This window comes from Desulfovibrio sp. DV (assembly GCF_001936595.1).
Lineage (GTDB): Bacteria > Desulfobacterota > Desulfovibrionia > Desulfovibrionales > Desulfovibrionaceae > Solidesulfovibrio.
The window spans coordinates 1-23,978 of sequence record NZ_MLBG01000041.1 but is presented as its reverse complement, the minus strand read 5'-3'; the positions used below and the strand labels follow the sequence as shown (position 1 = coordinate 23,978).

General features: G+C 58.0%; 21 protein-coding genes, 2 tRNA genes and 1 other RNA gene. 22 read left to right on the top strand and 2 right to left on the bottom strand.

What is annotated here, in order from left to right; all coding sequences use genetic code 11:
- The first annotated feature begins 118 nt into the window (after positions 1–118).
- The 3 genes from DVDV_RS10860 (at position 119) to DVDV_RS10850 (ending at position 6,063) form a co-directional block, all read left to right on the top strand.
- Positions 119–3,349, top strand: coding sequence for a DEAD/DEAH box helicase (locus DVDV_RS10860; protein WP_075354687.1), 3,231 nt, complete (start codon positions 119–121; stop codon positions 3,347–3,349).
- A gap of 580 nt (positions 3,350–3,929) precedes the next feature.
- Positions 3,930–5,441 (top strand): S8 family serine peptidase, encoded by a 1,512-nt coding sequence (locus DVDV_RS10855; protein WP_075354686.1) that lies wholly within the window; start codon positions 3,930–3,932, stop codon positions 5,439–5,441.
- Positions 5,442–5,643: 202 nt separating this feature from the next.
- On the top strand, positions 5,644–6,063 hold the full coding sequence (locus tag DVDV_RS10850; protein ID WP_075354685.1) for a hypothetical protein: 420 nt from the start codon (positions 5,644–5,646) through the stop codon (positions 6,061–6,063).
- Positions 6,064–6,159: 96 nt separating this feature from the next.
- Here the strand turns inward: DVDV_RS10850 and DVDV_RS10845 are convergent, their stop codons facing one another.
- Positions 6,160–7,113, bottom strand: a complete 954-nt coding sequence (locus DVDV_RS10845; RefSeq protein WP_075354684.1) for a hypothetical protein — start codon at positions 7,111–7,113, stop codon at positions 6,160–6,162.
- Positions 7,114–7,245: 132 nt separating this feature from the next.
- Here DVDV_RS10845 and DVDV_RS10840 point away from each other — a divergent pair.
- The 13 genes from DVDV_RS10840 to trbJ all read left to right on the top strand — a co-directional run bounded on the left by DVDV_RS10840 (position 7,246) and on the right by trbJ (position 16,725).
- Positions 7,246–7,321: transfer RNA gene (locus tag DVDV_RS10840), tRNA-Lys, on the top strand.
- A gap of 11 nt (positions 7,322–7,332) precedes the next feature.
- Positions 7,333–7,408 (top strand) — tRNA-Glu (locus tag DVDV_RS10835).
- A gap of 310 nt (positions 7,409–7,718) precedes the next feature.
- Positions 7,719–8,567, top strand: a complete 849-nt coding sequence (locus DVDV_RS10830; protein WP_075354683.1) for a Rha family transcriptional regulator — start codon at positions 7,719–7,721, stop codon at positions 8,565–8,567.
- A gap of 12 nt (positions 8,568–8,579) precedes the next feature.
- On the top strand, positions 8,580–8,924 hold the full coding sequence (locus DVDV_RS10825; protein ID WP_075354682.1) for a helix-turn-helix domain-containing protein: 345 nt from the start codon (positions 8,580–8,582) through the stop codon (positions 8,922–8,924).
- A 67-nt stretch (positions 8,925–8,991) separates the two neighbouring features.
- Positions 8,992–9,059, top strand: an RNA gene (locus DVDV_RS10820) — hammerhead ribozyme type II.
- A gap of 220 nt (positions 9,060–9,279) precedes the next feature.
- Positions 9,280–10,356, top strand: coding sequence for a helix-turn-helix domain-containing protein (locus DVDV_RS10815; protein WP_075354681.1), 1,077 nt, complete (start codon positions 9,280–9,282; stop codon positions 10,354–10,356).
- 366 nt (positions 10,357–10,722) lie between these two features.
- Positions 10,723–11,463, top strand: coding sequence for a conjugal transfer protein TraL (locus tag DVDV_RS10810; protein WP_075354680.1), 741 nt, complete (start codon positions 10,723–10,725; stop codon positions 11,461–11,463).
- The gene (locus DVDV_RS10805) at positions 11,463–11,885 is read left to right on the top strand and encodes a hypothetical protein (RefSeq protein WP_047960332.1); all 423 of its coding nucleotides are present in this window, start codon (positions 11,463–11,465) and stop codon (positions 11,883–11,885) included. Before DVDV_RS10810 ends, DVDV_RS10805 begins: the two co-directional genes overlap by 1 nt.
- On the top strand, positions 11,882–12,874 hold the full coding sequence (gene trbB / locus DVDV_RS10800; RefSeq protein ID WP_075354679.1) for a P-type conjugative transfer ATPase TrbB: 993 nt from the start codon (positions 11,882–11,884) through the stop codon (positions 12,872–12,874). The genes DVDV_RS10805 and trbB overlap by 4 nt, the downstream gene beginning before the upstream one ends.
- Before the next feature lie 4 nt (positions 12,875–12,878).
- Positions 12,879–13,193, top strand: a complete 315-nt coding sequence (locus tag DVDV_RS10795) for a TrbC/VirB2 family protein (RefSeq protein ID WP_075354678.1) — start codon at positions 12,879–12,881, stop codon at positions 13,191–13,193.
- A 1-nt stretch (position 13,194) separates the two neighbouring features.
- The gene (gene trbD / locus DVDV_RS10790) at positions 13,195–13,473 is read left to right on the top strand and encodes a conjugal transfer protein TrbD (RefSeq protein WP_075354677.1); all 279 of its coding nucleotides are present in this window, start codon (positions 13,195–13,197) and stop codon (positions 13,471–13,473) included.
- On the top strand, positions 13,473–15,896 hold the full coding sequence (locus tag DVDV_RS10785) for a conjugal transfer protein TrbE (RefSeq protein WP_075354676.1): 2,424 nt from the start codon (positions 13,473–13,475) through the stop codon (positions 15,894–15,896). The genes trbD and DVDV_RS10785 overlap by 1 nt, the downstream gene beginning before the upstream one ends.
- Before the next feature lie 10 nt (positions 15,897–15,906).
- Positions 15,907–16,725, top strand: coding sequence for a P-type conjugative transfer protein TrbJ (gene trbJ / locus DVDV_RS10780; protein WP_075354675.1), 819 nt, complete (start codon positions 15,907–15,909; stop codon positions 16,723–16,725).
- Here trbJ and DVDV_RS22270 read toward each other — a convergent pair.
- On the bottom strand, positions 16,722–16,949 hold the full coding sequence (locus DVDV_RS22270) for a hypothetical protein (protein WP_139311592.1): 228 nt from the start codon (positions 16,947–16,949) through the stop codon (positions 16,722–16,724). The genes trbJ and DVDV_RS22270 overlap by 4 nt on opposite strands.
- Between DVDV_RS22270 and trbL the strand changes: the two genes are divergently transcribed.
- The 6 genes from trbL to pilO2 form a co-directional block, all read left to right on the top strand.
- Entirely contained in the window at positions 16,933–18,096 is a 1,164-nt protein-coding gene (trbL, locus tag DVDV_RS10770) for a P-type conjugative transfer protein TrbL (RefSeq protein WP_075354674.1), read from the top strand. The genes DVDV_RS22270 and trbL overlap by 17 nt on opposite strands.
- 73 nt (positions 18,097–18,169) lie before the next feature.
- Positions 18,170–18,892: a type IV secretion system protein gene (locus DVDV_RS10765; protein WP_047960331.1), complete on the top strand. Its 723-nt coding sequence runs from the start codon at positions 18,170–18,172 to the stop codon at positions 18,890–18,892.
- 9 nt (positions 18,893–18,901) lie between these two features.
- Positions 18,902–19,864 (top strand): P-type conjugative transfer protein TrbG, encoded by a 963-nt coding sequence (trbG, locus tag DVDV_RS10760; RefSeq protein ID WP_075354673.1) that lies wholly within the window; start codon positions 18,902–18,904, stop codon positions 19,862–19,864.
- 8 nt (positions 19,865–19,872) lie between these two features.
- On the top strand, positions 19,873–21,333 hold the full coding sequence (locus tag DVDV_RS10755) for a toxin co-regulated pilus biosynthesis Q family protein (RefSeq protein ID WP_139311591.1): 1,461 nt from the start codon (positions 19,873–19,875) through the stop codon (positions 21,331–21,333).
- A gap of 1 nt (position 21,334) precedes the next feature.
- Positions 21,335–22,975, top strand: a complete 1,641-nt coding sequence (locus tag DVDV_RS10750) for a pilus assembly protein (protein WP_083634747.1) — start codon at positions 21,335–21,337, stop codon at positions 22,973–22,975.
- Between the two features lie 2 nt (positions 22,976–22,977).
- Positions 22,978–23,978: type 4b pilus protein PilO2 (pilO2, locus tag DVDV_RS10745; RefSeq protein WP_075354671.1), on the top strand; the 1,001-nt coding region annotated here is incomplete at its 3' end.

Sequence of the window (23,978 nt, the reverse complement as noted above, 5' to 3'; positions counted from 1 at the left end):
CAAATTGGTCTGAAATCGGGTAATCGGCCCGGACTCGTCTGTCCCTTCCGTCTGCCGTCTGGCGGCATGGCCGAAGGATACCGGACGCAGATATGTCGCACCAAGGAGTCCAAGGCCCATGGTCATGGGAAACGACGAAACAAAAATCAAAGCATTGCTTGGGGAATTCGTTCGCGAGACGATTCCTGAATACATCCTGGACGGCTCCCACGCCATCGTGGCCGGGGGCGGCATCCAGAAACTGGCCGTCAACAAGCACGACCACTTCTGGGATGTGGAAGGCCAGGTCCAGGGTGATGATTTCCAGGTCTATGCCTCGGAGCTGTCTGTCAACCTTCGGGAAGGCAGCATCAATTTCTTTTGCAACTGCCCGGATTCCTTTTCCGGCGTGTGCCGCCATGTCGGGGCCACGGCCCTTAAGTGCATCCGCACCCTGGAAGAGGAAGCCGGCGACACGAGCGAGGCCAGCGACCGCGCCGCCCAGGCCTCGCGCGGGGAATGGCGGCAGACCTTTCGCACCTATTTCTCCACCGAACCCGAGCCGGAACCCGGCCGCCACTATCTGATCTTTCGCTTCCACCCCGAACCGGGGCGGTTGCAGGTGGCCTTTTTCCGGGCCAGGCAAAACAAGTCCGGCATCTCCCAGGTCCACTCCGAGATCACCCTCGAGCAGATCATCAAGAACCCGGACTGGTCGGAACTCTCCCCCACCCTGCCGGTGGTGGCCGAGATGCTCGAACACCACCTCGACTATGCCGGCCACCGGGTGGAACTGCCGCCAGGGCTTTTGGCCTGGTTTTTCTGGGCCATCGGCAAGGAATACTACCTCTACTGGCGCGACACCGAGCAGCCGGTGCGCATCGAATCCAAGACCATGCGCCTACAGCTGGCCCCCAAGCTCTCCGAAGAAGGCCTGTCCTTTGATACGCTGCTTGGCACCCCGGGCAAGGCGCCGTTTTCCATCCTCGGCCAGGAAGTCTACTTCTACGGCCAGATGCCCATCTGGGTGTGCTGGAAAAACGCCTTCTATCCGGTCCAGACCGGCCTGCCGCCCCAGCTGGTGTCGGAGATGGCCCAGAACCCGCCGGTCATTCCCACCTCGGACGTGTCGGAATTTCTCGACCGGGTCTGGACCCATCTGCCCATGAGCGACCTGTACGGCCAGGAGGAATTCCTGGTCAAAATGCAGCCGTTTTTTGTGGCCGCCACCTATGACCCGAAAATCTTCCTGGATGAGGAAGGCAGCCTGCTCACCCTGCAGATTCAAAACGTCTACCAGACCGAACACGGCGAGATCACGGTCCCCGGCCCCAATCCGGACCTGATGACCGCTTCGTATCTGCACAACGGCAAGTCCTACCTGATCGCCCGGGACTGCGACCAGGAGCAGGCCCTTTTGACCATGCTCTCCGACATGCGTTTCCAGGCCCGAAACAACGCCAACTGGTTCCTGGAGACCGAAGAGGCCATCGTCTTTCTCCTGGATGCCTACCCCAAGCTGGTGGAAAAATACCGGGTCTTTGGCGAAAAGAACCTGACCCGCTACAAGGTGCGCCTGACCACCCCGGTGATCGTGGCCGAGGTGGAGTCCAAGGAAGAGGAAAAGTGGTTCAACCTCGACCTGCAGGTGCAATACGACGACCAGCGGGTGCCCATCGACAAGATCTGGCGGGCCTGGACCCAGGGCAAACGCTACGTGCAGCTCAAAGACGGTTCGTATACGAGCCTGCCCGAGGCCTGGCTGGAAAAGCTGGCCCACAAGCTGCGGGCCCTTGGCTACGACACGGACAAGCCGCCCCAGACGAAATTCAAGCAGTTCGAGGCTCCGGTCCTGGACAAGCTCCTGGAAGACATGCCCGAAGCGCGCACGGATTCGTTCTGGAACAGCCTGCGCCAGAAGATCCACAGCTTCCGGGAAATCATGCCGGTGCGCGTGCCCAAGGGCCTCCACGCCGACCTGCGGCCGTATCAGGCAGAGGGCCTGTCCTATCTCAATTTCCTGCGCGAATATGGCTTCGGCGGCATCCTGGCCGACGAGATGGGCCTGGGCAAGACCGTCCAGACCCTGGCCTTTATCCAGCACAATGTGGAGCGCGGGGCACGCGGTCCCAACCTCATCGTCGTGCCCACCTCGGTTTTGCCCAACTGGGAGCGCGAGGCCCAGAAGTTCGTGCCCGACCTCACCCAACTCATCATCTACGGGGCACGGCGCGAGAACATGTTCAAAAAGATCGGCGAGGCCGATCTGGTCATCACCACCTATGCGCTGCTGCGCCGCGACCTCGACGAACTGCTCAAATACGAATTCGCCTCCATCATCCTAGACGAAGCCCAGAACATCAAAAACCCCAATACCATCACGGCCCGCTCCGTGCGCCGGCTGGTCGGCAAGACCCGGCTTTGCCTGTCGGGCACGCCCATCGAGAACAATCTCTTTGAGCTGTGGTCGCTCTTTGAGTTCCTCATGCCGGGCTTTCTGGGCGGCCAGAACGCCTTCCAGCGCGGCATCGTCAAGCCGATCAAGGACGGCGACGTGGAGACCCTTGATTACCTGCGCGGCCGGGTGAAGCCCTTTATCCTGCGGCGCACCAAGTCCGAGGTGGCCAAGGACCTGCCGCCCAAGGTGGAAAACACCTACTACTGCAATCTGCTCGACGAGCAGCTTGAGCTCTACGCCGCCCTGGCCAAAAAGCTCAAGGAACAGGTGCTGGCCACGGTGGATGAAAAGGGCATGGCCAAGTCGCAGATGTCCATTCTCGACGCGTTGCTGAAGCTGCGGCAGATCTGCTGCCACCCGCGCCTGCTCAAGCTCGACCTGCCCGGCGTCAACACCAACCTGCCCTCCGGCAAGTTCGACGCCTTCAAAGACCTCATCACCGACTGTATCGAGGAAGGCCACAAGGTGCTGGTCTTCTCCCAGTTCGTGCAGATGCTCCATATCATCCGGTCCTGGATGACCATCAGCCAGATGCCCTTTTGCTATCTCGACGGTTCGAGCAAGGACCGTTTCGATCAGGTGGACAAGTTCAACCAGGATGAGAACATCAAGGTGTTCCTCATCTCGCTCAAGGCCGGCGGCACGGGGCTTAACCTCACCAGCGCCGACTACGTCATCCACTACGACCCCTGGTGGAACCCGGCCGTGGAAAACCAGGCCACCGACCGGACCCACCGCATCGGCCAGTTGCGCCAGGTGTTCTCCTACAAGCTCATCTGCCAGAACACGGTGGAGGAAAAGATCCTGCGCCTGCAGGAACAAAAGCGCGACGTGGCCGAGGCCGTCATTCCCGGCCAAGACGCCTTCAAGTCCCTCACCCGCAACGATCTGGAATCGCTCTTTGACGTCTAGCGCCACCAACGCAAACCGAGCGCACATCCTTGCAAGAACGCGGGGGGCCGATGGGCCCCCCGTTTTTTTATCCCAAGCGGCCGGTTGCCCGGCTGGCGATGCAGCGTCCGCCAGCCCTCTGATGCCCCTGGCCCGGCCACTGCAGTCAATGGCCTGGTTCGGCTGTCCCGTGACTGCAAAGGACCCATGCCATCGGTGCAGCGGCGCAGCCCATACGGGCCACAACAACGCACGGCAAATATCGTTCGCCGTTTTATTAATGCGATAGGAATTATTTTTGATGACCCAAAGGGCAAAAAACACCTGTGCCATTTGAGAGCCGGCCTGATCATCCGCCGGCTGTCTGACACAGGCAGAAGCCAGACTTGCAGAGGTTGAAAAATGTCCTTGGAATAACACCATATATTTCATTTATTAAAATACAGCAAAAAAACTTGCACGAATGGACACAAAGCCGCATATCCAAATCAGGTGTTTTCTAAATACTGCCAGCCCGCGCAAGACTCGTCTTCATCGCCAGCCTGCCTCCAAGCCACCCCGAGTGAATTGACAGAGAAAATACATCAGAAAGGGACAGACCATGATCAGCAATCGCACCAATATCGGATTCGGCCTGCTTCTTGTACTGTGTCTTTTCTCCATTGCTCCGGCCTGGGCCGGAGGCAAAGGCCCGGCCTGGGACGCCCTGCCTGCCGCCGCCATGACCGACACCGGGCTGGCCCGTGTCATCGTGGGCCTGACCGTTGCAGACTACGACGCCCTGGCCGCCCGGTCAGCCCAATACAAAGTGGTGACGCCAGATGAGGCCCCCAAAAACCGAGCAGCTTCCAAAGCGGCCGACGCCGCCCTGGAAGCCGCCATCGCCAGCAGCGTCAACGCCGTGCTGGCCTCGTTGCCCAAGTCCGCTTACACGGTCTATCGGACCTATTCGGCCCTTCCCTTTGTGGCCGTCGCCGTCAATGCCAAGGCCCTGGAAGCTCTGCAGGCTGAGCCCGGAGTGACCTCCATCGAGGTCGACGCTCCCATCCCGCTGCCCCTGCCCGTGCCCTCCGGAAGCGGCGCCAAGGGCGAATCCGGCGCAGCCTCCACCGCCCCGCCCCAGCTCCCCACTTCGGGCAATCTCAACTGGGGGCCGCCCAAGATCGGTGCCGACACCGCCTGGTCCCGGGGCTACACCGGGGCCGGCTGGACCGTGGCCATCCTGGATACCGGCATCCGGCGCACCCATGAATTCTTTGCCGGCAAGACCATCGTCGAAGCCTGTTTTTCCGCCAATTCCAACTGCCCCGGCGGGACGAAAACCGCCTATGGCCCGGGCAGCGCCGTCCACTACGCCAATACCTACACGGGCTACGACCACGGCACCCACTGCGCCGGCATCGCCACGGGCAACAAGGCCGACGGCACCGTGGCCGGGGTGGCCAAAAACGCCAATCTCATCGCCGTCCAGGTTTTTTCCATCATCCCGGACACGACCCCCTGGATCGGCTCCTACCCCAGCGACCAGCTGGCCGGCCTCAACTACGTCTACTCCCTGCGGGGCTCGACCAGCATCGCCGCCGCCAGCATGAGCCTTGGCGGAGGCGCCTACAGCACCCCCTGCGACAGCGCCTCCCAAAAGGCCGGCGTCGACCTGCTGCGCTCGGTCAATATTGCCACCACCATCGCCACCGGCAACGACGGCTACTGCTCCTACATCAGCTCCCCGGCCTGCATCTCCACCGCCATCGCCGTCGGTGCTTCCACCTCAGGCGATGGAGAAAGCTACTTCAACAACTGGAACCCCAACCTGCAAACCCTCTTTGCCCCCGGGTCCGGCATCTATTCTTCGACCGGCGCCTCGGATACCAGCTACGCCTCCTGGGACGGCACCTCCATGGCCACGCCCCACGTGGCCGGGACCTGGGCCATCCTGCGCCAGAACCGGCCAAACGACAGCGTGGGAACCATTCTCAGCCGGGTCCTGGCCGGTGGAACACCCATCGTCACCGGTTGCGGCACGGGTCTGTCCAAGCCCAGGGTGTACATTCCAGCGGCATTGGAAGCCAATGCCTCGTCGACGCAGTTGCTGCCGCTGCTCCTGGACCAATAACGCGCGCCCCGGGAGGGCGCCAGCCACCAGGCCCAATGCGCTCCGGCCGGTCCTGCCGGCCGGAGCGCTCCCGGCCCCGGAGTTGCGGCAAAAAAAATACGCCAACCCCTCTTCAGGCCGGCGTTGCATTTTGGAGGCGTCCGGGTAGTGTGGCAATGCGGCAAAAGGCCGCCACCCACGACCCCAACCCAAGGAGTCTGCCATGCGCCTGCCTCTCGTCCTCGTGTCCCTGGCCGCCCTTCTTTTGGGCCTGTCCGGCCCGGCCCGCGCCCAGGATGCGCGCATCCCCCAGCTGACCGGCACCTGGGCGGCCACCGCCTTTCACATGCACAGCCAGAAAAACGGCTTCACCACCGGCCAGGGCGAAAAAGCCACCCTGGTCATCAAGGAACAGCAAGGCCGGGTCTTTCACGGTGAAGTGAACTGGTCGGGCAAGGTCAGCGGCAAGGACACCTTTTCCGGCGTCATCGACAAAAACGGCGACGATTTCTACTTCGTCGGCCACAACGACGCCCTGCGCCTGGGCAGGCTCGAAGGGCCCGACGCCATGGTGTTTTATTATCTCTCGCCCGGCGGCGACAATCCCCGGGCCGGCTACGTCGAATACCGCCGGGTGCAGTAGGCCCGCCCCGGCGCATTCCCCAGGCGGCCAGGACCCGGCGGCCGCGCCAACACCGCCGTCTCCCGGCTGTCCTGGTGCGCCGGCTCGGCCCCGGGCTCAGCCGAGGACTGCGTAGGCCACCAGGACCAGGATCAGGCTGGCGGCGCGGAAGGCCTGGTTGTGGACGATCAGCCGGACAGCCACGGCCGGCTTGAAGATGCCGGCATAGTAGGGGAACTGGTGGCGAAAGGCCCGCATGGGGGTGGACAGGATGTTGCCGACAAGCAGCGCCAACACCACCTGCCGGGGTTCGAGGTCGCCGGCCCCGAGCATGGCCCCGGCCGCAGCCAGCCCGGCCGAGGTCTCGGCCGCCATCTGGAACATGACGATGCTGACCGCCTGGGGCGTCATCCAGGAGAGAAAGCCGAGGTGGGCGGCCAGCCAGCGCTCCACGGCGTCAAAGACGCCCCAGACCGTGAGATAGTGAAAGAGGATATAGATGGGCACGGTGAAAAGGACCATGGAGCGCAGCCGGCGCAAAAACCGCTTCCAGGCTTTGGCGAGGGCCTTTTTCCAGGAAAAGGAGTCATCGGTGAGATGGCAGACCACGCAGCCGTCGGCCAGGGGCGGCAGGACAAGGCGGCCATAGACCAGGATGGCGGCGCTGCGGGCCACGGCAGCCAGCAAGGTCAGGCCCACGTAGGTGGCCGCGGCCCGGGCCCCGATAAAGGGCACGGTGATAAAAAACATCTGCGGCAGATGCAGGAAGTAGGTGGGCAGGCTGTTAAACAGGTTGGCCAGGATCAGTTCGCGATCGGTAAGCCTTCCTGCGCCGTAGGCCTCGGCCAGGAGCGAATTGGCCGCCACGCCGGAAAAAAAGGCCATGGAAAAGCTCGCGCCGATGACATCCTTGAGATGGCCGATACGGATGATGGGCGCGGCAAAACGGGCCAGGAACCGGGTCCAGTTCAGGGCCTCGATCAGGTTGGCCACCAGCAGGCCAAGGGCCAGGGAACCAAGCAGACGCAGAAGCGGCCAGCCAAGGGCGTGCCAGAGGTGGGCGATATCCATGGGGCGGGGATATAGTCGGGAGCCGCTGCTTTGGAAAGGGCCGTTTTCCGGGACCGGGAGTTCTTTTTCGACAACCGGGCGAAATCCACTTGACACAATCGCGCAACCGGCATAGTGACTTTTCTCCCGTGTGGGCCGTTAACTCAGTCGGTAGAGTATCTGCCTTTTAAGCAGAGAGTCGCTGGTTCGAGCCCAGCACGGCCCACCAGCTTCCGCTTCGTCCCCATCGTCTAGTGGCCTAGGACGGCGGCCTCTCACGCCGCTAACAGGGGTTCAAATCCCCTTGGGGACGCCAAGAATTCAATGGCGACAAGGACCTGCAAAAACAGGGTCTTGTCGCTTTCCCTTTTTTATTCCTCGATTTTCCCCATCCCAGCCCTCGTAAAGCCCGTAAGCGCGCTGTCACAGCACCTTGCGGGCTTTTGTTTTGCCCGCCGCCTCCACCCCACCACCCCTGCAGAGGCTGCTCCGCGCTTGCGGAGCAGCCTCTCGGGAGGGATGCGCAAAAAGCCAATGAACCTCTTTACGCCAAGAAAAGCCACTCACCAAGCCCTGTCATTCCCATGCTTCACACAACCGCTGTGGCCCAACGACCGGGGGGATGCATGACCAAGCCCTCTCAGAACCCAAACCTGTGCCTGGTCAACGGGACCCCCGTGGTTTCAAGCCTCACGTTAGCCGAGCATTTCCGAAAGCGGCACGATGATGTTCTGAAGGCTATCCGAAATCTCATTCGAGGTCTGCCTGAAGATTTTAACGCCCGCAATTTTGCGGCCGTTGAATACCTCGATCCCAAGGGCGAGATGCGCCCCGCCTTTAACCTCACCCGGGACGGCTTCACCCTCGTGGCCATGGGATTCAGCGGGGCCAAAGCCCTGACCTGGAAGGTGCGCTACATCCAAGCCTTTAACGCCATGGAAAACAGGCTTCGGGAAAAATGCAACCCCACACTCCTTCCGCATAAAAACGAGGCAACCGAAAGCAAAAGACAAATTATCTTCTCTTACAAAGAGTGGAAACCCATGGCCAAAGACAAGATCGACGGCATTATGGGGTGGATCGATTACTGGTGCTACATAGATAATATCGAAAAGCAAGACGCTATTCGGCAGCTTTGTACTGTGCTTCAGATAGAGAGCTTAACAGAAATTCAGGACAGTCATACTGTATGCATATATAATTTTATATGGTGGTCATTCTTCGCCATCCGGTCAAAGACAGGCGAATCGTTGAACGAAAAACAAATTTTCGCATTTTATGGGTTAATAGAATTTTGGGACAAGTGTCTCGGTGAAAGCTATCACAACATTTTGTCTTTTATATGCACAAAAAACAACATTCGTTCACTTGACGACATAAAGCAACACTCGCTTCAAAAAGCTTTCAACGCCGCACTGCTCGGCATATTCCGTCATATTTTCTGCAATCAACCCAATAGGGTTCACGACCTTTAGGAGGGCCGTGTCATGCCGCATTTGCATATTCGAGACGGATTAGTGGTTCCCCCCTTTGTCCTGGGCCTCCCCAATCTCAACCAGGGGGCCAAGCTGGTGTACGCAGCGCTGTGCCACATCGCGAAATCGGCTGGCCAGGATCATTGTGCGCCAGGACAAAAAATTTTGTCCGCGATGCTTGGCCAGTCTGTCAGGTCAATTCAAAACCACCTGATCGAACTCGTTCGAAACGGCTTCATCACCCTCAGCACCGGATTCCCCGGAGATTTCGCGATCTACCAACTGGTCGTCCGGCCAGTCGTCCCCGCGCATCAACAGCAAAAGTGCCGGCCCGCTACCCCCAGGCGGCGGGCATGATCGCGCTTTTTGTTCGGCCCCCTAAGAAGATCGGCCTCATCCAAGAGATCTTCTCGCTTGAACAACAAGGCGAAACCGTTCCCCTCGGAGCGGTCGGCCGGGTGTGGTGGCCCGGCCCTGATGAGCCAGCCGCTCGGGCAATCTTGTCCACGGGAGATGCCGTTGGCGTAAACCAGTAGGCCGAAAAAGGCGAAACCCGCTGGTTGCCGCCAACGGGTTTCAAAAGCAGATGAGTGGATTGCCACCCACCTTCTTAAGGATCGGAATGGCAATTCCATACCCCGCCCGGGTCAGCACTGTCAACAGTGTAGTCATAGTTTTTGCCTTTTTCTGTCTCGCTTAAGGATCAGGAATAATGAACTTTTCTGGAAAAGACTTGCAAAAAAGGGGTCTGGTCGTGCCGGATTGTGTGCAACATAAAAGCCTACACTTGGGAGAGCGCCATACCTACGCCCTTCTGGTGCAGTTGAGCGGTAATGGCGACCGCTGCTGGCCCTCGCAACGCTATTTGGCCGACCGGATCGGCGTCAGCGTCCGCTCAGTGCAAAACTACCTCCAGCAGCTTGAAAAGCTGGGATTCATTGCCGTCACACAAGGCAAGGACGGAGAAACCAACACCTACCGCCTCCTGCCGCACCCGCTCGTCCAGACGGAACTCGCGCGACGCCAGCCCCAGCCGATCCACGCGGCAAAACCGTTGATGCTGGGCCATAAAAAAATTGCAGAGGGGGACGGCGCAAAAGCTGCGCCTGTAATTAAGAGAGAAGAGAAGAATACCCCCCTTACCCCCCAGCAGGGGGATGGCCGACAAGCCCATGCCGCCCCCGCCTGGAAGACTGCCGCCCTGGCCGAATTCGAACGCCTGTGGACAGCATGGCCAATTCAGGAAGCCCGAACCGCCGCCCTGCGCTGGTGGATGCGGCTCAAGCGTCTGGGCCTACTGCCGCCCCTCGAAAAGATCCTGCGACTGATCCAGGAACACCAAGCCCGCAACCCGCGCTGGCTTCGAGGCTTCGTGCCGTTTTTGGCCACCTGGCTCAAAAACCGACGCTGGGAAGACGCCGCCCCTGCCAAGCCGGTCCTTCCCGGATCGGACAAAGTCTCGACGCCGGTCGCATCAGCCTCGGCCAGGACCGATCCAAAGGCAGTTGGACTCCAAGGAGGAAGAAGCGAGACAGCCACCTTGAGCGCCGCCTGTCCGCCGGTCCCTGATGGAGTCTGGGAGCAACTCAATGCCGCCTTGAGCGTCTGGCCAGGGGAACTGACCGAAGCTCAGCTTTGCCACGTGCGGGGCACTTGGCGATATCTGCATTCCCAGGGACGGTTGCCTGCCCCGGAAACACTTTTGCAAATCGCACAAGCGACAACAACGAACTTTAGCAGGTGGTTATATGGGTATCAATTCAACAATAGAAGACACTACGCCGCGTAAATACGCAAAGCGCAAGGGCCTTGCTCGTATTGATGTAACCATACATAGGCAGCTTATTGAGCATTGGCTCGACGAAAAATATTCAGCAGAGTCAATTTACAAGGCACACGTCGCAAAAGGGATTGTCCAGGGCAATTACACATACAGGACATTTTTACGGGCTCTTCATTTAAAAATTTTGAAAGCTAAACGGAGTGATTCTCGACCAGAAATGCCCAAAACAGAACCTCTTCCAGACAGACAGCAGTACAACCTTGCAAAAGAAACTTCGTCTCGGGACAAGGAGACAAGTGAAATAAAACCTATCGTTAGACATGAGACTGTTATCTTCTCCATACCATCAAACAACATAACCGGGGACGACTAATGGGAATAATTAATATGGTACTGCAAGGAAAAGGCGGCGTTGGAAAATCATACATCGCCAGCCTACTCGTGCAGTATCTCAAGCTGAAGGGGTGCATGGTTAACGCCATCGATACCGACCCCGTCAATAACACGCTGGCAGGCTACAAAGAATTTGACGTGAGCGTCTTGCCAATCATGCGAGAAAACAACGTCGATCCGCGCATGTTCGACAGCCTTATGGAAACCGCCCTGGGGCTGCCCGAGGACGCCCATCTCGTCGTTGACAATGGCGCGTCCAGCTTCATCCCCCTTTGCTCCTACCTCCTCGAAAACGAGGCCATCAGCCTGCTCCAGTCCGAGGGACACACCGTCATGCTGCATTCCGTGGTGACGGGTGGCCAGGGGATTATGGACACGGTCAACGGCTTGGCTGCTCTGGCCAAATATTTCCCTCAGGCTCATCTGGCTGTCTGGCTCAATCCCAAGGATGGCGAGATCGCTCTGGACGGCCTGACCTTCTACGACTTCAAAGTGTTCAAGGAATACGGCAACAGCTTCCATTCGGTGATCGAACTGCCTCACCGCAACACGGCTACCTTCGGCAAAGACCTCTCCGACCACCTAGCCCGGCGTTTGTCTTTCGACGCTGCCATTCATTCCTCACAGCCCATCATGGTCCGGCGGCGGCTCAGCAAATACTGGGATGACGTGGTGGCCATCATGGACAGGGCCAATCTCCTGCTGGGAAGGGCTGCGTAATGGCTCCCGAATCAGAAGCCCGCGATGAGGCCCCGGACCAGGCAATGGCGGATGGCATCGGCCTGAGCATCGAGCAAGTTCGGACCCTGCTGATCCAGGCGCACGAGACCACCATGAGCAAGGACGACCCGATGCTCATGCTGGTGACCATTAACAACGCTTTTTTAGGCGAATACGACAAGCTGCTCAGCCGCCACAACGAGGCATTGACAGCCTTCCTCGCGGACCAAGCGCAGGAATACCTGGAAGTAGCCCGGGTGGCTGCGGAGGCCGCCTCCGGCGTCGGTGTCATCCAGGAGACATGCAGAAAGCATTTGGCGGCGGTGAACGTGTGCCAGGGGAATATGAAATGGCTGGCGGCGATCACGGCCATCTCAGCACTGCTCAATGTGGCGGTTTTCGTCGTGGGGGCACTGCGATGAGCGATCCCCGCCTGATCCGCAGCCTGGAGCAAGCCCTGGGCGATATGGTTCTTGGCGCTCTCCAGTCTCCCGACATCCTGGAGATCATGCTCAACCCGTGTGGTCTCCTGTGGCTGGAACGCTTCGGGGAGCCCATGCGCCATGTGGGCAACCTTTCACCTGAACAGGGTCGCCAGGTTGTTTCTCTCGTCGCCTCCGCCCTCGGGACAACCATCACGCGGGAACAGCCGGTGGTGGAGGGCGAGTTCCCTATCGACGGGAGCCGCTTCGAAGGAACTGATTTTCCCATCGTCCCCGGGCCATCGTTTACGATCCGCAAAAAGCCCAGCACAATTTTCACCCTCGAAAACTATGTCGAGAAGGGCATCCTGGCCCCAAACCTCCTGGCTTTTTTGCATCAGGCGATCCTGCGCAAGTGCAACATCCTTGTCGTCGGTGGGACTGGCTCCGGAAAAACCACCCTCGTTAACGCCATGATTGAGGCGCTCTCGCGCGTGTGCCCAGATGATCGGATCGTGGCCATGGAGGACACCTGCGAACTCCAGGTGTCCAGTCCTAACCGGGTGATGTTCCGGACTTCGGACACCATGGACATGCAGCGACTGACCAAGATCACCATGCGCTATCGGCCCGACCGAATCCTCGTTGGCGAAGTCCGTGACGGCGCAGCGCTTGATCTCCTCAAGGCCTGGAACACTGGCCACCCCGGCGGCATAGCCACACTGCACGCTGACAGCGCCATAGACGCCCTCGGCCGCCTGGAAGACCTGGTCGCCGAACGCCTGACCTCCCCGATGCATCGTCTGATCAGCCGAGCCATTAACGTGATCGTCTTCATTCGCAAGACTCCCGAGGGTCGGCAAATTTCGGAAGTCGCTTACGTTCATGGTTATGACCGCGCAAGGCATGCATATCTTCTTGAATACGTCTTCAAGAACAATATGAGCGTGAACGAAGGCAAGTGGTATCAAGAATACATCAAAGGATAATGTAATGCGTAAAAAAGATGTTTGTGTAGTTTTGGCTGTGGCCGTTGTTTTGGCGACTTGTTCGAATGCCCTGGCTTCCGGCGGCATTTCGGAATTCTCATCACCTTTGGAAAAGGTCGTCCAGACGATCACCGGTTCGGCCGGAAAGTGGATTTCCATTACTGCCATGGCAATTTGTGGCGCGGTTTACATTTTCAATAAGGAAGACATCAGCGGGGGATTCAAGCTCCTTCTGTCCGTCGTCTTCGGCATTTCTTTCATCGCCTTCGCAACGAACATCGTCGAATCCGTTTTCTCCTTCAGTGGCGCGATAATCTAATATGAGAACGCTCCCTATCCATCAGTCCTTGCACCGTCACAATCACGTGATGGGTGCTGAACGAGAAATTGCGCTGTGCATCTGCCTGCTTGCCATGCTTGTCGGCGTCGGCGGCATGACCTGGCTTTCAGGGCTTGCGGCAGTGCTGTTTTACGGGGGGGGGCTTCTTGTGGCCAGGAGAATGGCCAAGGCGGACCCGATCATGAGCAAGATCTGGATGCGCCATATCAAACAACAGCTCTACTACCCCGCCAAAGCCAGCATTTGGAGGAAAAACTGATGCTCAATCTGCGCAAGTTTCGCTCACGCGCCCGTGGCGTCTCGGACCTGCTGCCCTATGCGGCCCTCATTGGCCCAGGCATCGTGCTTTGCAAAGACGGGACGTTTCTGGCGGGATTTGTCGCGCATGGGCAGGATACAGCCTCCAGTACCGCCGACGAGCTGGCCTTTGTTTCCGCCCAATTCAACAACGCGGTGAAACTCCTTGGCTCCGGCTGGATGCTGCATGTGGATGCGGTGCGCAGCATCCATCATGCCTACTCCCGGCCCGAGGACAGCCACTTTCCGGACCCCGTCTCGCAGCTCATCGATGACGAGCGCCGTGACTTTTTCAGCGGCGGCGTCTGCTATCGAACAAAGACCGTCGTCATCCTGAGTTTCAAGCCAAACTTCGGCGCTGAAAAGATGACTGCCGCCGCCAAGACTGGCGGCGGCTCCAGCACCGCTTTGGAACGCAGCCTGGAACTCTTCCAAAATACCCTGCTGGAGTTCGAGGATGCCCTTTCGGCGGTCCTGCACCTGAAACGGCTCGCGGACTATACCGAAGTGGACGAAAGCGGCTCCTCGGCGCGCTACAGCGAGCTTTTGTCTCATCTCCAGCTATGCCTGACGGGCATCGAGCAGCCTGTCCAGGTCCCGTCCACGCCCATGTATCTGGACGCGCTTCTCGGCAGCGAGGAGCTGATCGGCGGTTTGACGCCCCGGATCGGCGACCAGCACATCGCGGTCATCAGCATTGACGGCCTGCCCCAGGAAAGCTGGCCGGCCATGCTGTCGGTCCTGGACGGCTTGCAGCTCCAGTATCGGTTTTCTTCCCGGTTCATCTGCCTGGATCAGCTGGACGCTCAAAAAGCGATCACATCGTACAGGAAGGGATGGGAACAAAACGTTTTTCGGTTCATCGACAAATACTTCAACTTGCCCAATGCGCGTCCAAACATGGACGCGGCCAACATGGTCAATGACGCTGGCGACGCACTCAGTGAAGTCCAGGGAGGTTATGTCGGGGCCGGCTTTTTGAGCTCCTGCATTGTGCTACTCCATGAGGACCAGGTCATCCTGCAGGATTGGGCGAGGGAACTCCGCCGGGCCATCTTGACCCTTGGCTTCGGCTGCCGGATCGAAACCATCAATGCCCTGGACGCCTGGCTCGGCACGCACCCCGGTAACTGGTTCGCCAATCTCCGTAGACCCCTCATCAACACCCTCAATCTGGCCGATCTGCTTCCCCTTGCCAGTATCTGGGCGGGCGAGCGGAATTGCCCATGTCCGTTTTATCCGGCCGACTCTCCGGCCCTTATGGTGTGCACGACCGACGGTTCCACACCGTTTTGGTTTAACCTGCACGTAAGAGATGTCGGGCACACCTTGATTTTCGGCCCCATCGGTGCCGGTAAGTCCACTTTGCTGGCGCTGATCGCGGCGCAGTTCAGGCGGTATGACCAGGCCCAGGTTTTCGCCTTTGACAAGGGCATGTCGATGTTTGCCCTCTGCGAAGCCGTGGGCGGCACCCACTATGATGTCGGCGGCAGTGACGCGCTGTCGTTTGCCCCGTTGCAGCACATAGACGATCCCGCCGAACTGGCCTGGGCCGAAGAATGGGTGGGCACCCTCCTGGAACTGCAGGGAGCCCCGGTCACTCCTCGGGACCGTAACGAAATCCACAAGGCCATGAGACTGCTACGCAGCAGCCCGGTCGATATGCGAAGCCTCACCGATTTCGTGAACCTGATCCAGGATCAACGCCTGAAGGAGGGGCTCCAACACTACACCCGGGCCGGAGCCATGGGCTACCTGCTCGATGCCGAGACGGATCAGCTTGGCCTTTCGCCTTTCATGGTCTTCGAGATCGAGGATCTCATGAATCTGGGCGACAAGAACCTGATCCCTGTGCTGCTCTACCTCTTCCACCGGATCGAGAAAGCCCTCACCGGCCAGCCTGTCCTGCTGATCCTGGACGAGGCTTGGCTCATGCTCGGGCATCCCGCCTTCCGCGCCAAAATACGCGAATGGCTCAAGGTCTTGCGCAAGGCCAACTGTGCCGTGGTGATGGCCACGCAAAGTCTCTCGGACGCTAAAAACTCCGGGATACTGGATGTGTTGGTTGAATCCTGCCAGACAAAGGTCTTTTTGCCGAACATCACGGCGCGCCAGGACGTACAGTCTGAATTGTATCAACAGATGGGTCTGAACAACAAGCAAATTGAAATCATCGCTTCGGCTACGCCAAAGCGAGATTACTACGTTGTTACACCATACGGAAGAAGGCTTGTACAATTAGCTTTACAAAGAACAGAACTCGCCTTTGTAGGTATCAGCGACAAGGAAAATATCTCAAGAATAAAAGAACTCCAAAAAGAATACGGCACCAACTGGCCTAGGGCATGGGTTGTAGAACAAACCAAAAAGCGTTCTGCCGCATAAGGAGTCTGTCATGAGAAATTACTTATTGGTCAGCATATTTATCTGCCTGTTTTTAATATTTTTTGTTCTCTCAAGTACGTCAAGCGCTCAATACGTTGTGCACTGCACAAACTGCAGCGATACTTTTACACAATCTCTAGAACGAGTTACAAACCTTGAAAAGCTACAACAAGTTTACAAGCAAGTCACAGAAGCGATCAAACAAACTGAGCAACAAATTGAGCTGGTCCAGAACAATATAGATCAGTTAGAAAATATGGTCAAAAACACAGTCAGCCTTCCAGATAAAATTAGAACAAAGATACTTGGTACATTTCAAAAATTGTCGTCGCTATCACAATCATTGAACCTGCAAAGAGGTGACGCCTCTGCTTTGAGCCAGATTTTTAGCAGCACGTATGCCGGCACAGGCACTATTCGGGACATGGCTAAGTCCACCAGGGAGACGATGGAATCGGCTGCCGGCACCTTCGATGAGATGCGCAAAAAGTGGTCCGAGGAAGTGGATCGCTCGCAGCAAGCGGCCTTTCAAGAATCCGGAATGCAAATCCAAGACCTCGAACAAAAGGCCACTGAACTGGAGAGCCAGCTCAATGACCTTTTGACGACGCCAGATGGACAAATGAAGGCTCTGGAAGCCGGAAATCACCTTGCGACGATGCAACTCCAGGAAGCTCAAAAGCTCCGATCTCTTCTCTCTGTCTCTGTTCAGGCCAGCGTCCAGAAAACTATGAAGGACGAAAAGAAACAACAAATAGAGGACGAGGCCTGGAAGGGAGCATTGTCCACTGACAAAATTGGAAACTTTACCTCAAAAACTGATTTCTAGAATGGAACATTAGCCTTGTAGTCTTTGATTTTGTCCGTCTTTAGAAATTCATCGTGGACCTTTTTGCGATCGACCTGTTCTTCAGCTTCGCGTTTAAGTTTCTCGATTTCGAGCAGTGTTCGCTCCTTTTCGAGTTTGGCTTGATCGGATTCACCACAGCCTTGAAGGGCGAAAGAACTGAGGGCTAAAACAAAAATGAGAATCATTATGGTCAAACGTTTCATAAAAATATCCTCCATTGCAGTTGTTGTTTTGCTGGTTGTGTTCGCTTGCGATGCGTTCGCGCAATCTGGGGTTTCGGTTGATACTGTGGGGAAAATTGTTTCCGCTTTCACAGAGAAATCTAACGCATGGGGAACAGCTCTTCAACAGTATGCTTTGGGCTTGTTCAAGCTTTGTACAACATTAACAATAGCAATGTTTGGCGTCAAGGCCGTTCTTAATAGGCATCAGCTGGGAGAAGTTCTTGGTCAATTTGTTATGACTCTAGTGTTTTGTGGGTTTGTCCTTGCCGTGATCAATTACTATCAAGAATGGTCATGGAATATAATTACTGGATTGAAGAATGTAGCTGGAGAACTTGGGCCAAGTAATTTGCAAATAGATAAGCCGCTTGAGGTGGGATATAAAATGGCAGCAACTATTTTTAAGAAACTCAGTGTCTTTAGCCCTGGCGAATCTGTTGGCTATGTAATTGCCGCTTTAGTTGTGATGATAGCTTTTGCTCTTATAACTGCTCAAGTCGTCCTTATTAAATGTGAAGCGGCAATTGTGATGAACGCGGCTATGATTTTACTTGGTCTTGGCGGTGCAAGTTTTCTAAAAGAGTACGCAATAAACGTTATGCGCTATGTTTTATCAGTAGCTTTTAAACTTTTTGTTATGCAACTTGTTCTCGGACTAGGCTTGCAATTCATTCAAGATATGGTCGTATCTGAAGCAAATTTTGAAGATATAATTATTATTATTGGAGTTTCTGTCGTGCTTTTTGCTCTTGTAAAGAGTCTCCCTGACGCCATCGCAGGAGTTATAAGCGGCTCAAATGTTAGCGGCGGGTCAGCCCTGAGTCAAGCCGGGGCGGCATTGGCCGGTGGCGCGGTCGGCGCGGCAGCGACCGCCATCGGCATGGGAGCTGGTTCCTATGGAGCAAGCCAGGCGGTGAAGAAAGCCGCACAGACCGCCGGCATGTCGGGTGCCTCGGGAGTCGGCAAAGTTGGCGAGTTCGGAAAGGCCCTCTTGGGGGCGCATATGGATGCCCGCTTTGATCGGAGACGCGCGGGGCACTTCACCTCCATGAACGCCAATGCCGGCAAGCGGCTGCAGGAAATGAAGATGCGCAACATGGCAAGCGGCAACGAAGAGGAAAGCTAATAAGCGTCAAAAAAAGAAAAAAAGAAAGAACGAAAAAATTAAAACACGAAAGAACGCAAGGGAGAATAGCTGAATGCTACATAAGCCGAAATCCAAAAGTGATGCCCTCGGTCGGGGCGTCCCGGCCGGCGACCCCTACGTGTCCGGCCGCGAAGAGTGGCTTGAGCGCTACGGCAGCTACATTCAGCGGGCTCGCCAATGGCGCATGGCTGCTATCGGCTGTCTTGCTGTCGCTGCCGTGGCTGTCGCCGGCAATGTCATCCAGGCCAGCCAATACAAAATAGTCCCGTACATCGTCGAGGTAGACAAGCTTGGCCAAATCGCCGCCGTTGCCCGCGCCTCAGAAGCCTCACCGACGCCGACCCGCGTGATCCAGGCCACCCTGGCGGACTTCGTCACCAATTGGCGTTCCGTCACGGCCGACCTCGACCTTCAAAAGCGCCTCCTCGAAAAGCTGTCTTTCTGCGTGACAGGCGCGGCCAAGGGGCAAATGCGGCAGTGGTTCGAGACCAACAATCCCTACGAGCGTGCCAAGGAAAAACTTGTGCAGGTCCACATCAAGAGCCTGCCATCGCAGGTCAGTGCGGAATCCTGGCGTGTGGAATGGGATGAAATCACCCGCAATCACGCTGGGGTCCAAATCTCCTTGGAGACGTATCAGGCGACCCTGACCATTCAATTGCAGCCGCCAACAACTGACGCCCAAGTGCTTCGTAATCCAGGCGGCGTGTACGTAACGGCCATGTCCAGCTCCACGGTCATGGAGCCTACCGGTCCCAACTCTTCCCGGAAGTAGGAATCCCCAATGAAACGACTGTTGTTTGTAGTTGTGACTGTCCCCTTCATTGTGAGCCTTTGCGTGATCGCTTTGTCCATAGAAAGCTTTGCCGAGGACAAACCCAAAGGATGGATACCCGAGGATTACAATATGGAGGCCATGGATAACTCCAAAGGGGACAAGGGAGCGAGAACAAAACCCAACATTCCCCCTCCGCCTCTGGAGTACATCAGCCCCAATATTCCTCTTTCCAATCGGGACAAAAAAGCCGTCCAAATGGCCAAGGACTGGGAAGGCACGGCCCCGGCCCCGATCCAGGCCAATGGGAAAGTCATATACACCTATGGCGCTTCCTCGCCCACGGTGATCGGCGCACCGCTCCAGATTTGCGACGTGGAGCTCCAGCCGGGCGAGACCGTCAATGAAGTGATCGTCGGCGACTCCGCCCGCTGGATGTTGGAAATCGCCAAATCCGGCAACACGTCGCACATCCTCATCAAGCCCGTGGACGCGGGACTCTCTACCAGCGCGGTGGTCACCACGGATCGCCGCGCCTATCACCTCACCTTAAAAAGCCAGCAAACCGGCCATACCCCGCAGGTGGCTTTTCTCTACCCCGGCGATAACACCGCCCGGCTTCGCGAAAAAGAGGCCCAGAACGCCAAGGAAAAGGAATTCAAAACGGCTGAGGTCGATGGACAGACCAAGGACCTGAGTCAATTGAACTTTGGGTACGATATCAGCGGCGATGCCCCATGGAAACCACTGCAAGTGTTCGACGACGGCCGCCAGATGTTCATCAAGCTCCCGCCAGGGGTCCAATCCGGCGATGCTCCGGTGGTCCTGGTCCGCAACGGTGGGCAGGACACCCTGGCCAACTTCCGGATGAAGAACCTGACTCTGCTGGTGGACGGGGTATTTCCCGAGGCGAAGCTCATTTCCGGAGTGGGCAGCAAACAGCAGCGCATCACCATCCGCAAGGCGAAGTGAGGTTGGCGATGCGAGGCACTTTCCTTCTTCTTATTATCCTGATCCTCATCGTGCTTCCCGGCTGCGCCGCTATGCGCGGGTCTCGCGCCGATACCGGCGGTATGGCGGCCTATGACGGCGTGAGCGCTGATTACCCCGGCGACGCCCAGGCCCTGGCCGCCTCGGCCGCCGAGGAGATGGCTCACCGCTATCCGCCGGCCCGGACGACCCTGGCGCTGGTCAAAACGGAATCCACCTTCGGCCAAGATCTGGAAACCGCCTTGCGGGAGCAGGGGTTTCCCATCGCCGCTCAGGACGCTTCCGGCGTGCGTGTCGCGTACACCCTGGATGTCATCCGCGAGGAGACGCCTCCCACCTGCTATCTGCGCGTCCGGACTTCTGATGGCGTTGCCTTCGGGACTTTGCACGCATTGACCGGCGAACCCCGGCAGACCAAGGGAGAAAGCTTCCCTCCCGAAAGCGCTCCTTCGGACTCGGCTTCGGCTCCGAAGCCCCATCCGCTAAGCGATCTGCCCCCTGCGGTTGCGACAAATCCCAGGCCGACACCGGTAATGTCGTCCAAGCTCGAACGTAAGGGAGTGGCTTCTCGCGAGCGCGGCGGCATTTCAGTGCGTGTCAAAAGTTCAGCGGCCAAGATCGCCAAGCGCAACCGGATTCCCGTGGAGGAGTTCTGCCGCCTCAACAGTGTGGCTCCGGACGCGATCATTCCCGCCGGGCAGCAGGTGCTGCTCCATGAGCCCCATGAGCCTGCGGCCGCGCTCACGCCGTTGCCAGTGGCGGCCCGGGCCGATTCGCCTTCTGAAATTCGCCAGACAAAGTTCACGCCGATCCAGGCCCCGACGGACGAGCCGGTGCCAGCGACGATTCAGCCGGCGGTTGCGGTCAAGCAGGTAAAGGCTCCTCCTGCCCCTGTGAAGGCCTCCGTTCCGGTCCCGGCGGGTTCCTCGCCTGCTGCGGCCCCTGCGGCTTCATCCCCGGTCCCCCGGCTCATTGAAGTGGCCGCCTTTTCGCCTGCGGCAACACAGGGGGTCTCGGCGACTTCGGCGACTGCAACGCCTCAGCAGCCGACTCCACTCCCTGGGCCGGCCCCTATCTCGTCCCCGACACCCTGCGGCCCTGATCACACAACGACTCCAGCCACAGAGCCGCAGGACTCAGGTCCGGTCTCGGCAGTGCCTCCGGCGCAAACGCCAGCGAGCCCGCCGCCATCGCCGCCGACTCCTCCCGCGCCCAGTTGGAACATCTCCCCTGGGAGCCTCCATTCACAACTCGGGCACTGGGCGATGCGCGCTCATTATCAGCTGATCTGGAAAGCCCAGCATGATTTCGAGTTAGAGGCCCGAGCCGCTTTCGAAGGGGATTTCGAAACGGCCATCAAACAGCTTTTCGCGGGGCTGCACCGGAGTGGCCATGCCCTGCGGGTCACGCTCTACCGGGGCAACAATGTCCTCGAAGTTGCGGAGGATTAGGATGTTTAAAACGAAATATATTTTTCTTCTTTTCGTTTTAGCACTCGCTGGTGGCGGCTGCGCTAAAACGAACCACCAAGTGGACCCCATCGAACGTCAAGGGGAAAAGTTCCGCGAGCAAAGCCGTTCGCGCACCGTGGAAGTGGTGGAGACCCCCTATCTGGGCGCGAAAATTTCTCCTCTCCTTTCCTCGACCAATCCGATCTTAAGCAAGCAGGTGATGCTGCGACGCAAGGGCACCCTGGCCAGCATTGCGTCGGCCATAAGTGAGCTGTCCTCGCTGCCGGTACAGATCGCTGCGGATGAGGACGCGAAGAAAGCAGCGCAGCCCGAGGCTGGGCATGTCCCGACCGTTCCGCAGGCTGCCGTTCCTTCCACGCCAGCGGGAGGGCAGGGTGTGAATATGGACCTGGAAGCCTTGTTGCGGGGAGGGGGAGGAGGCCACAACGGGCTCGCTCTATCCGGACTCGCCTTTGGCGAGGGCAAGGTCCTGAGCGTTTCCTATGAGGGCACCTTGCGTGGCCTCCTCGATCATTTGGCCGCGCTATCAGGGTACGGTTGGGATTTCGACGAGAAAAACAACAGTGTCACCTTTGCCCACTCGCTTGTGCGCACCTTCACCATCCTGGGAGCGCCGGGAAAGGTGAGCTACGAAAACAAGCTCACGAACAAATCCAAGGAAAACGCATCCACCGGAATCAGCAGCTCGCTGGTGAGCCAACCGGTTTCCCGCGAGGACACCAGTTCGCAGACATCGCAGACATCGGGCACCACCCTGACTTTCGACGTGTGGGCGGACACGGAAAAGGCGGTGAAGGCTCTGCTCACTCCCAAGGGTGTGGTTGTCGTCAACCAAGCCGCCGGCACGATCACCGTCCGCGATACCCCGGAGAGCGTTCGGCGGGTTGCCACCTACGTGGACGAACTCAATACCCGCATTTCCAGACAAGTGGCTCTGACGGTCCGCGTCTGGTCGCTGAAAGTGACGGATGACGCCGAGATCGGTTTCAACATCCAGACGCTTTTCCAAAACGCCGACGTCTCCGACGTGGCCCTTTCTGCCGGCAGCATAAGCGGGGTCGGGACCATCAACACGGCCACGGCGACCATCGTTTCCGGGCGGCTCAAGGATTCTTCTGCTGTGCTCAAGGCTTTGCGCCAGTGGGGAAAAGCAACGCAAGTCACATCCGCCGGTGGTTTGGTGATGAGCAACCAGCCCGTGCCAGTCCTGGCCATCGAACGCCATGCCTACTTGGCGGGTGTAGGCAAATCCACCTCAGATTACAGCCAGACCACGGAAATCACTCCAGGCGAGGTGACTACGGGATTTGCCATGACCGTAATCCCCCACATCCTGGATCAACGCCGCGTAATATTGCAATACAACATCAATATTTCGTCTCTTGACGAAATGAAAGAGCTGACGACTTCCGACGTGACTGTCGAGTTACCGCAAACATCCACACGAGCCTTATCCCAACGATCAGTGATGAAGATGGGGCAAACGCTCGTCCTCTGCGGATTTGAAAAAGAATCCACTGATACCAGCAACGCCGTAGGAATAACCAAGACGTCTCATAGCGGAAACTATGGCCGGACATTGCTGGTTATCACCATCGAAGTGGAATCGGCGGAAGTATAACCATGCGCCGCGTTGTCATCAATAAACGCCACTGGGCGGTTGGTCTCCAATGGTTCATGGGCACCGCCAAGCAGACCGCCCCCGACCTGCGGCGGGCGGCTGGGAAGTTGGATCACTCCCTGGACATGGTGGCATACCGTCAACGTCAGTACGGATTTGCCGCCAGCGGCGGCGTGGTCCGCGACTGGCTTGGAGTTCGCGCCTTGGCGGCGGCGGTGCGCGTGACCTCGCCTTCGTTTCTGGGCCTTTTTTGCCTTGCGGATAAGGACGGCGAATTTTGGTGGGTGTTTGCCATATCCCAGTCCCTGATTGTGGGCATGGGGGACCAGGTCTTCCCGAACCGTCCCGAGGCCGAAGAATGGATTCAATCCTTGAAGGGCCTGCTCGACAGTGATTTCGCGGAAACAGCTACATGCGCGACCCTAGACGAGAGTTTGCTCTGGCTCACGCCGCTTATCAGCGCCGGCCCCTTCAGCCGCCTGCGAAGCCGCAACGGCTACTTGCAGCCTTTGCAGCCCATACCGGGGCAGCGGCGTAAACTGGCAGCCCTGGGGAGCCTGGCTGCGGTACTGCTGCTTGGCGGCTACGGAGTCAGACTCTTCCTGGCCCACCAGGCGGGCAAAAAGGCCATGGAAGCGACCCGAGTCGCCATGGTGAACAAGGAGCAGCGCAAGCAAGAGCTTTTGGCGCATCCAGAGCGACACTTCCCGCAGCCCTGGACAACGGCTCCCGAGATGCATGAGTTCGTTTCGCGCGGCATCAAGGCCCTGTTGACTCTTCCCATTGCTGCCTCGGGCTGGGTCCTGGAGCGTGCGGTATTCGACGGGGAGGCAGTGACCGTCACCTGGGGGCACAAGCCTGGGGCGGATTACGTGCACCTGCCGTTGTCCGCTCGGATCGAAACCCCGCAGAAGGCCATTTCCCGCCTCCCGATCCCCAAACGTCGCGGGCAGCGGACGCCCAGCCCGCTCCTTTCCCAAGAGCAGTGCACTCGCCTTCTGTA

Excerpts from the sequence above, each read along its gene's own strand:
- DVDV_RS10845 (WP_075354684.1), bottom strand. The coding sequence starts at position 7,113 with ATGGATATCGCCCACCTCTGGCACGCCCTTGGCTGGCCGCTTCTGCGT.
- DVDV_RS10805 (WP_047960332.1), top strand. The coding sequence starts at position 11,463 with ATGGCTCCCGAATCAGAAGCCCGCGATGAGGCCCCGGACCAGGCAATG.
- DVDV_RS10850 (WP_075354685.1), top strand. The coding sequence starts at position 5,644 with ATGCGCCTGCCTCTCGTCCTCGTGTCCCTGGCCGCCCTTCTTTTGGGC.
- DVDV_RS10830 (WP_075354683.1), top strand. The coding sequence starts at position 7,719 with ATGACCAAGCCCTCTCAGAACCCAAACCTGTGCCTGGTCAACGGGACC.
- DVDV_RS10825 (WP_075354682.1), top strand. The coding sequence starts at position 8,580 with ATGCCGCATTTGCATATTCGAGACGGATTAGTGGTTCCCCCCTTTGTC.
- DVDV_RS10855 (WP_075354686.1), top strand. The coding sequence starts at position 3,930 with ATGATCAGCAATCGCACCAATATCGGATTCGGCCTGCTTCTTGTACTG.
- DVDV_RS10815 (WP_075354681.1), top strand. The coding sequence starts at position 9,280 with ATGAACTTTTCTGGAAAAGACTTGCAAAAAAGGGGTCTGGTCGTGCCG.
- DVDV_RS10810 (WP_075354680.1), top strand. The coding sequence starts at position 10,723 with ATGGGAATAATTAATATGGTACTGCAAGGAAAAGGCGGCGTTGGAAAA.
- trbJ (WP_075354675.1), top strand. The coding sequence starts at position 15,907 with ATGAGAAATTACTTATTGGTCAGCATATTTATCTGCCTGTTTTTAATA.
- DVDV_RS10785 (WP_075354676.1), top strand. The coding sequence starts at position 13,473 with ATGCTCAATCTGCGCAAGTTTCGCTCACGCGCCCGTGGCGTCTCGGAC.
- trbD (WP_075354677.1), top strand. The coding sequence starts at position 13,195 with ATGAGAACGCTCCCTATCCATCAGTCCTTGCACCGTCACAATCACGTG.
- DVDV_RS10755 (WP_139311591.1), top strand. The coding sequence starts at position 19,873 with ATGCGAGGCACTTTCCTTCTTCTTATTATCCTGATCCTCATCGTGCTT.
- DVDV_RS10860 (WP_075354687.1), top strand. The coding sequence starts at position 119 with ATGGTCATGGGAAACGACGAAACAAAAATCAAAGCATTGCTTGGGGAA.
- trbL (WP_075354674.1), top strand. The coding sequence starts at position 16,933 with ATGGTCAAACGTTTCATAAAAATATCCTCCATTGCAGTTGTTGTTTTG.
- trbB (WP_075354679.1), top strand. The coding sequence starts at position 11,882 with ATGAGCGATCCCCGCCTGATCCGCAGCCTGGAGCAAGCCCTGGGCGAT.
- DVDV_RS10750 (WP_083634747.1), top strand. The coding sequence starts at position 21,335 with ATGTTTAAAACGAAATATATTTTTCTTCTTTTCGTTTTAGCACTCGCT.
- DVDV_RS22270 (WP_139311592.1), bottom strand. The coding sequence starts at position 16,949 with ATGAAACGTTTGACCATAATGATTCTCATTTTTGTTTTAGCCCTCAGT.
- trbG (WP_075354673.1), top strand. The coding sequence starts at position 18,902 with ATGAAACGACTGTTGTTTGTAGTTGTGACTGTCCCCTTCATTGTGAGC.
- DVDV_RS10765 (WP_047960331.1), top strand. The coding sequence starts at position 18,170 with ATGCTACATAAGCCGAAATCCAAAAGTGATGCCCTCGGTCGGGGCGTC.
- DVDV_RS10795 (WP_075354678.1), top strand. The coding sequence starts at position 12,879 with ATGCGTAAAAAAGATGTTTGTGTAGTTTTGGCTGTGGCCGTTGTTTTG.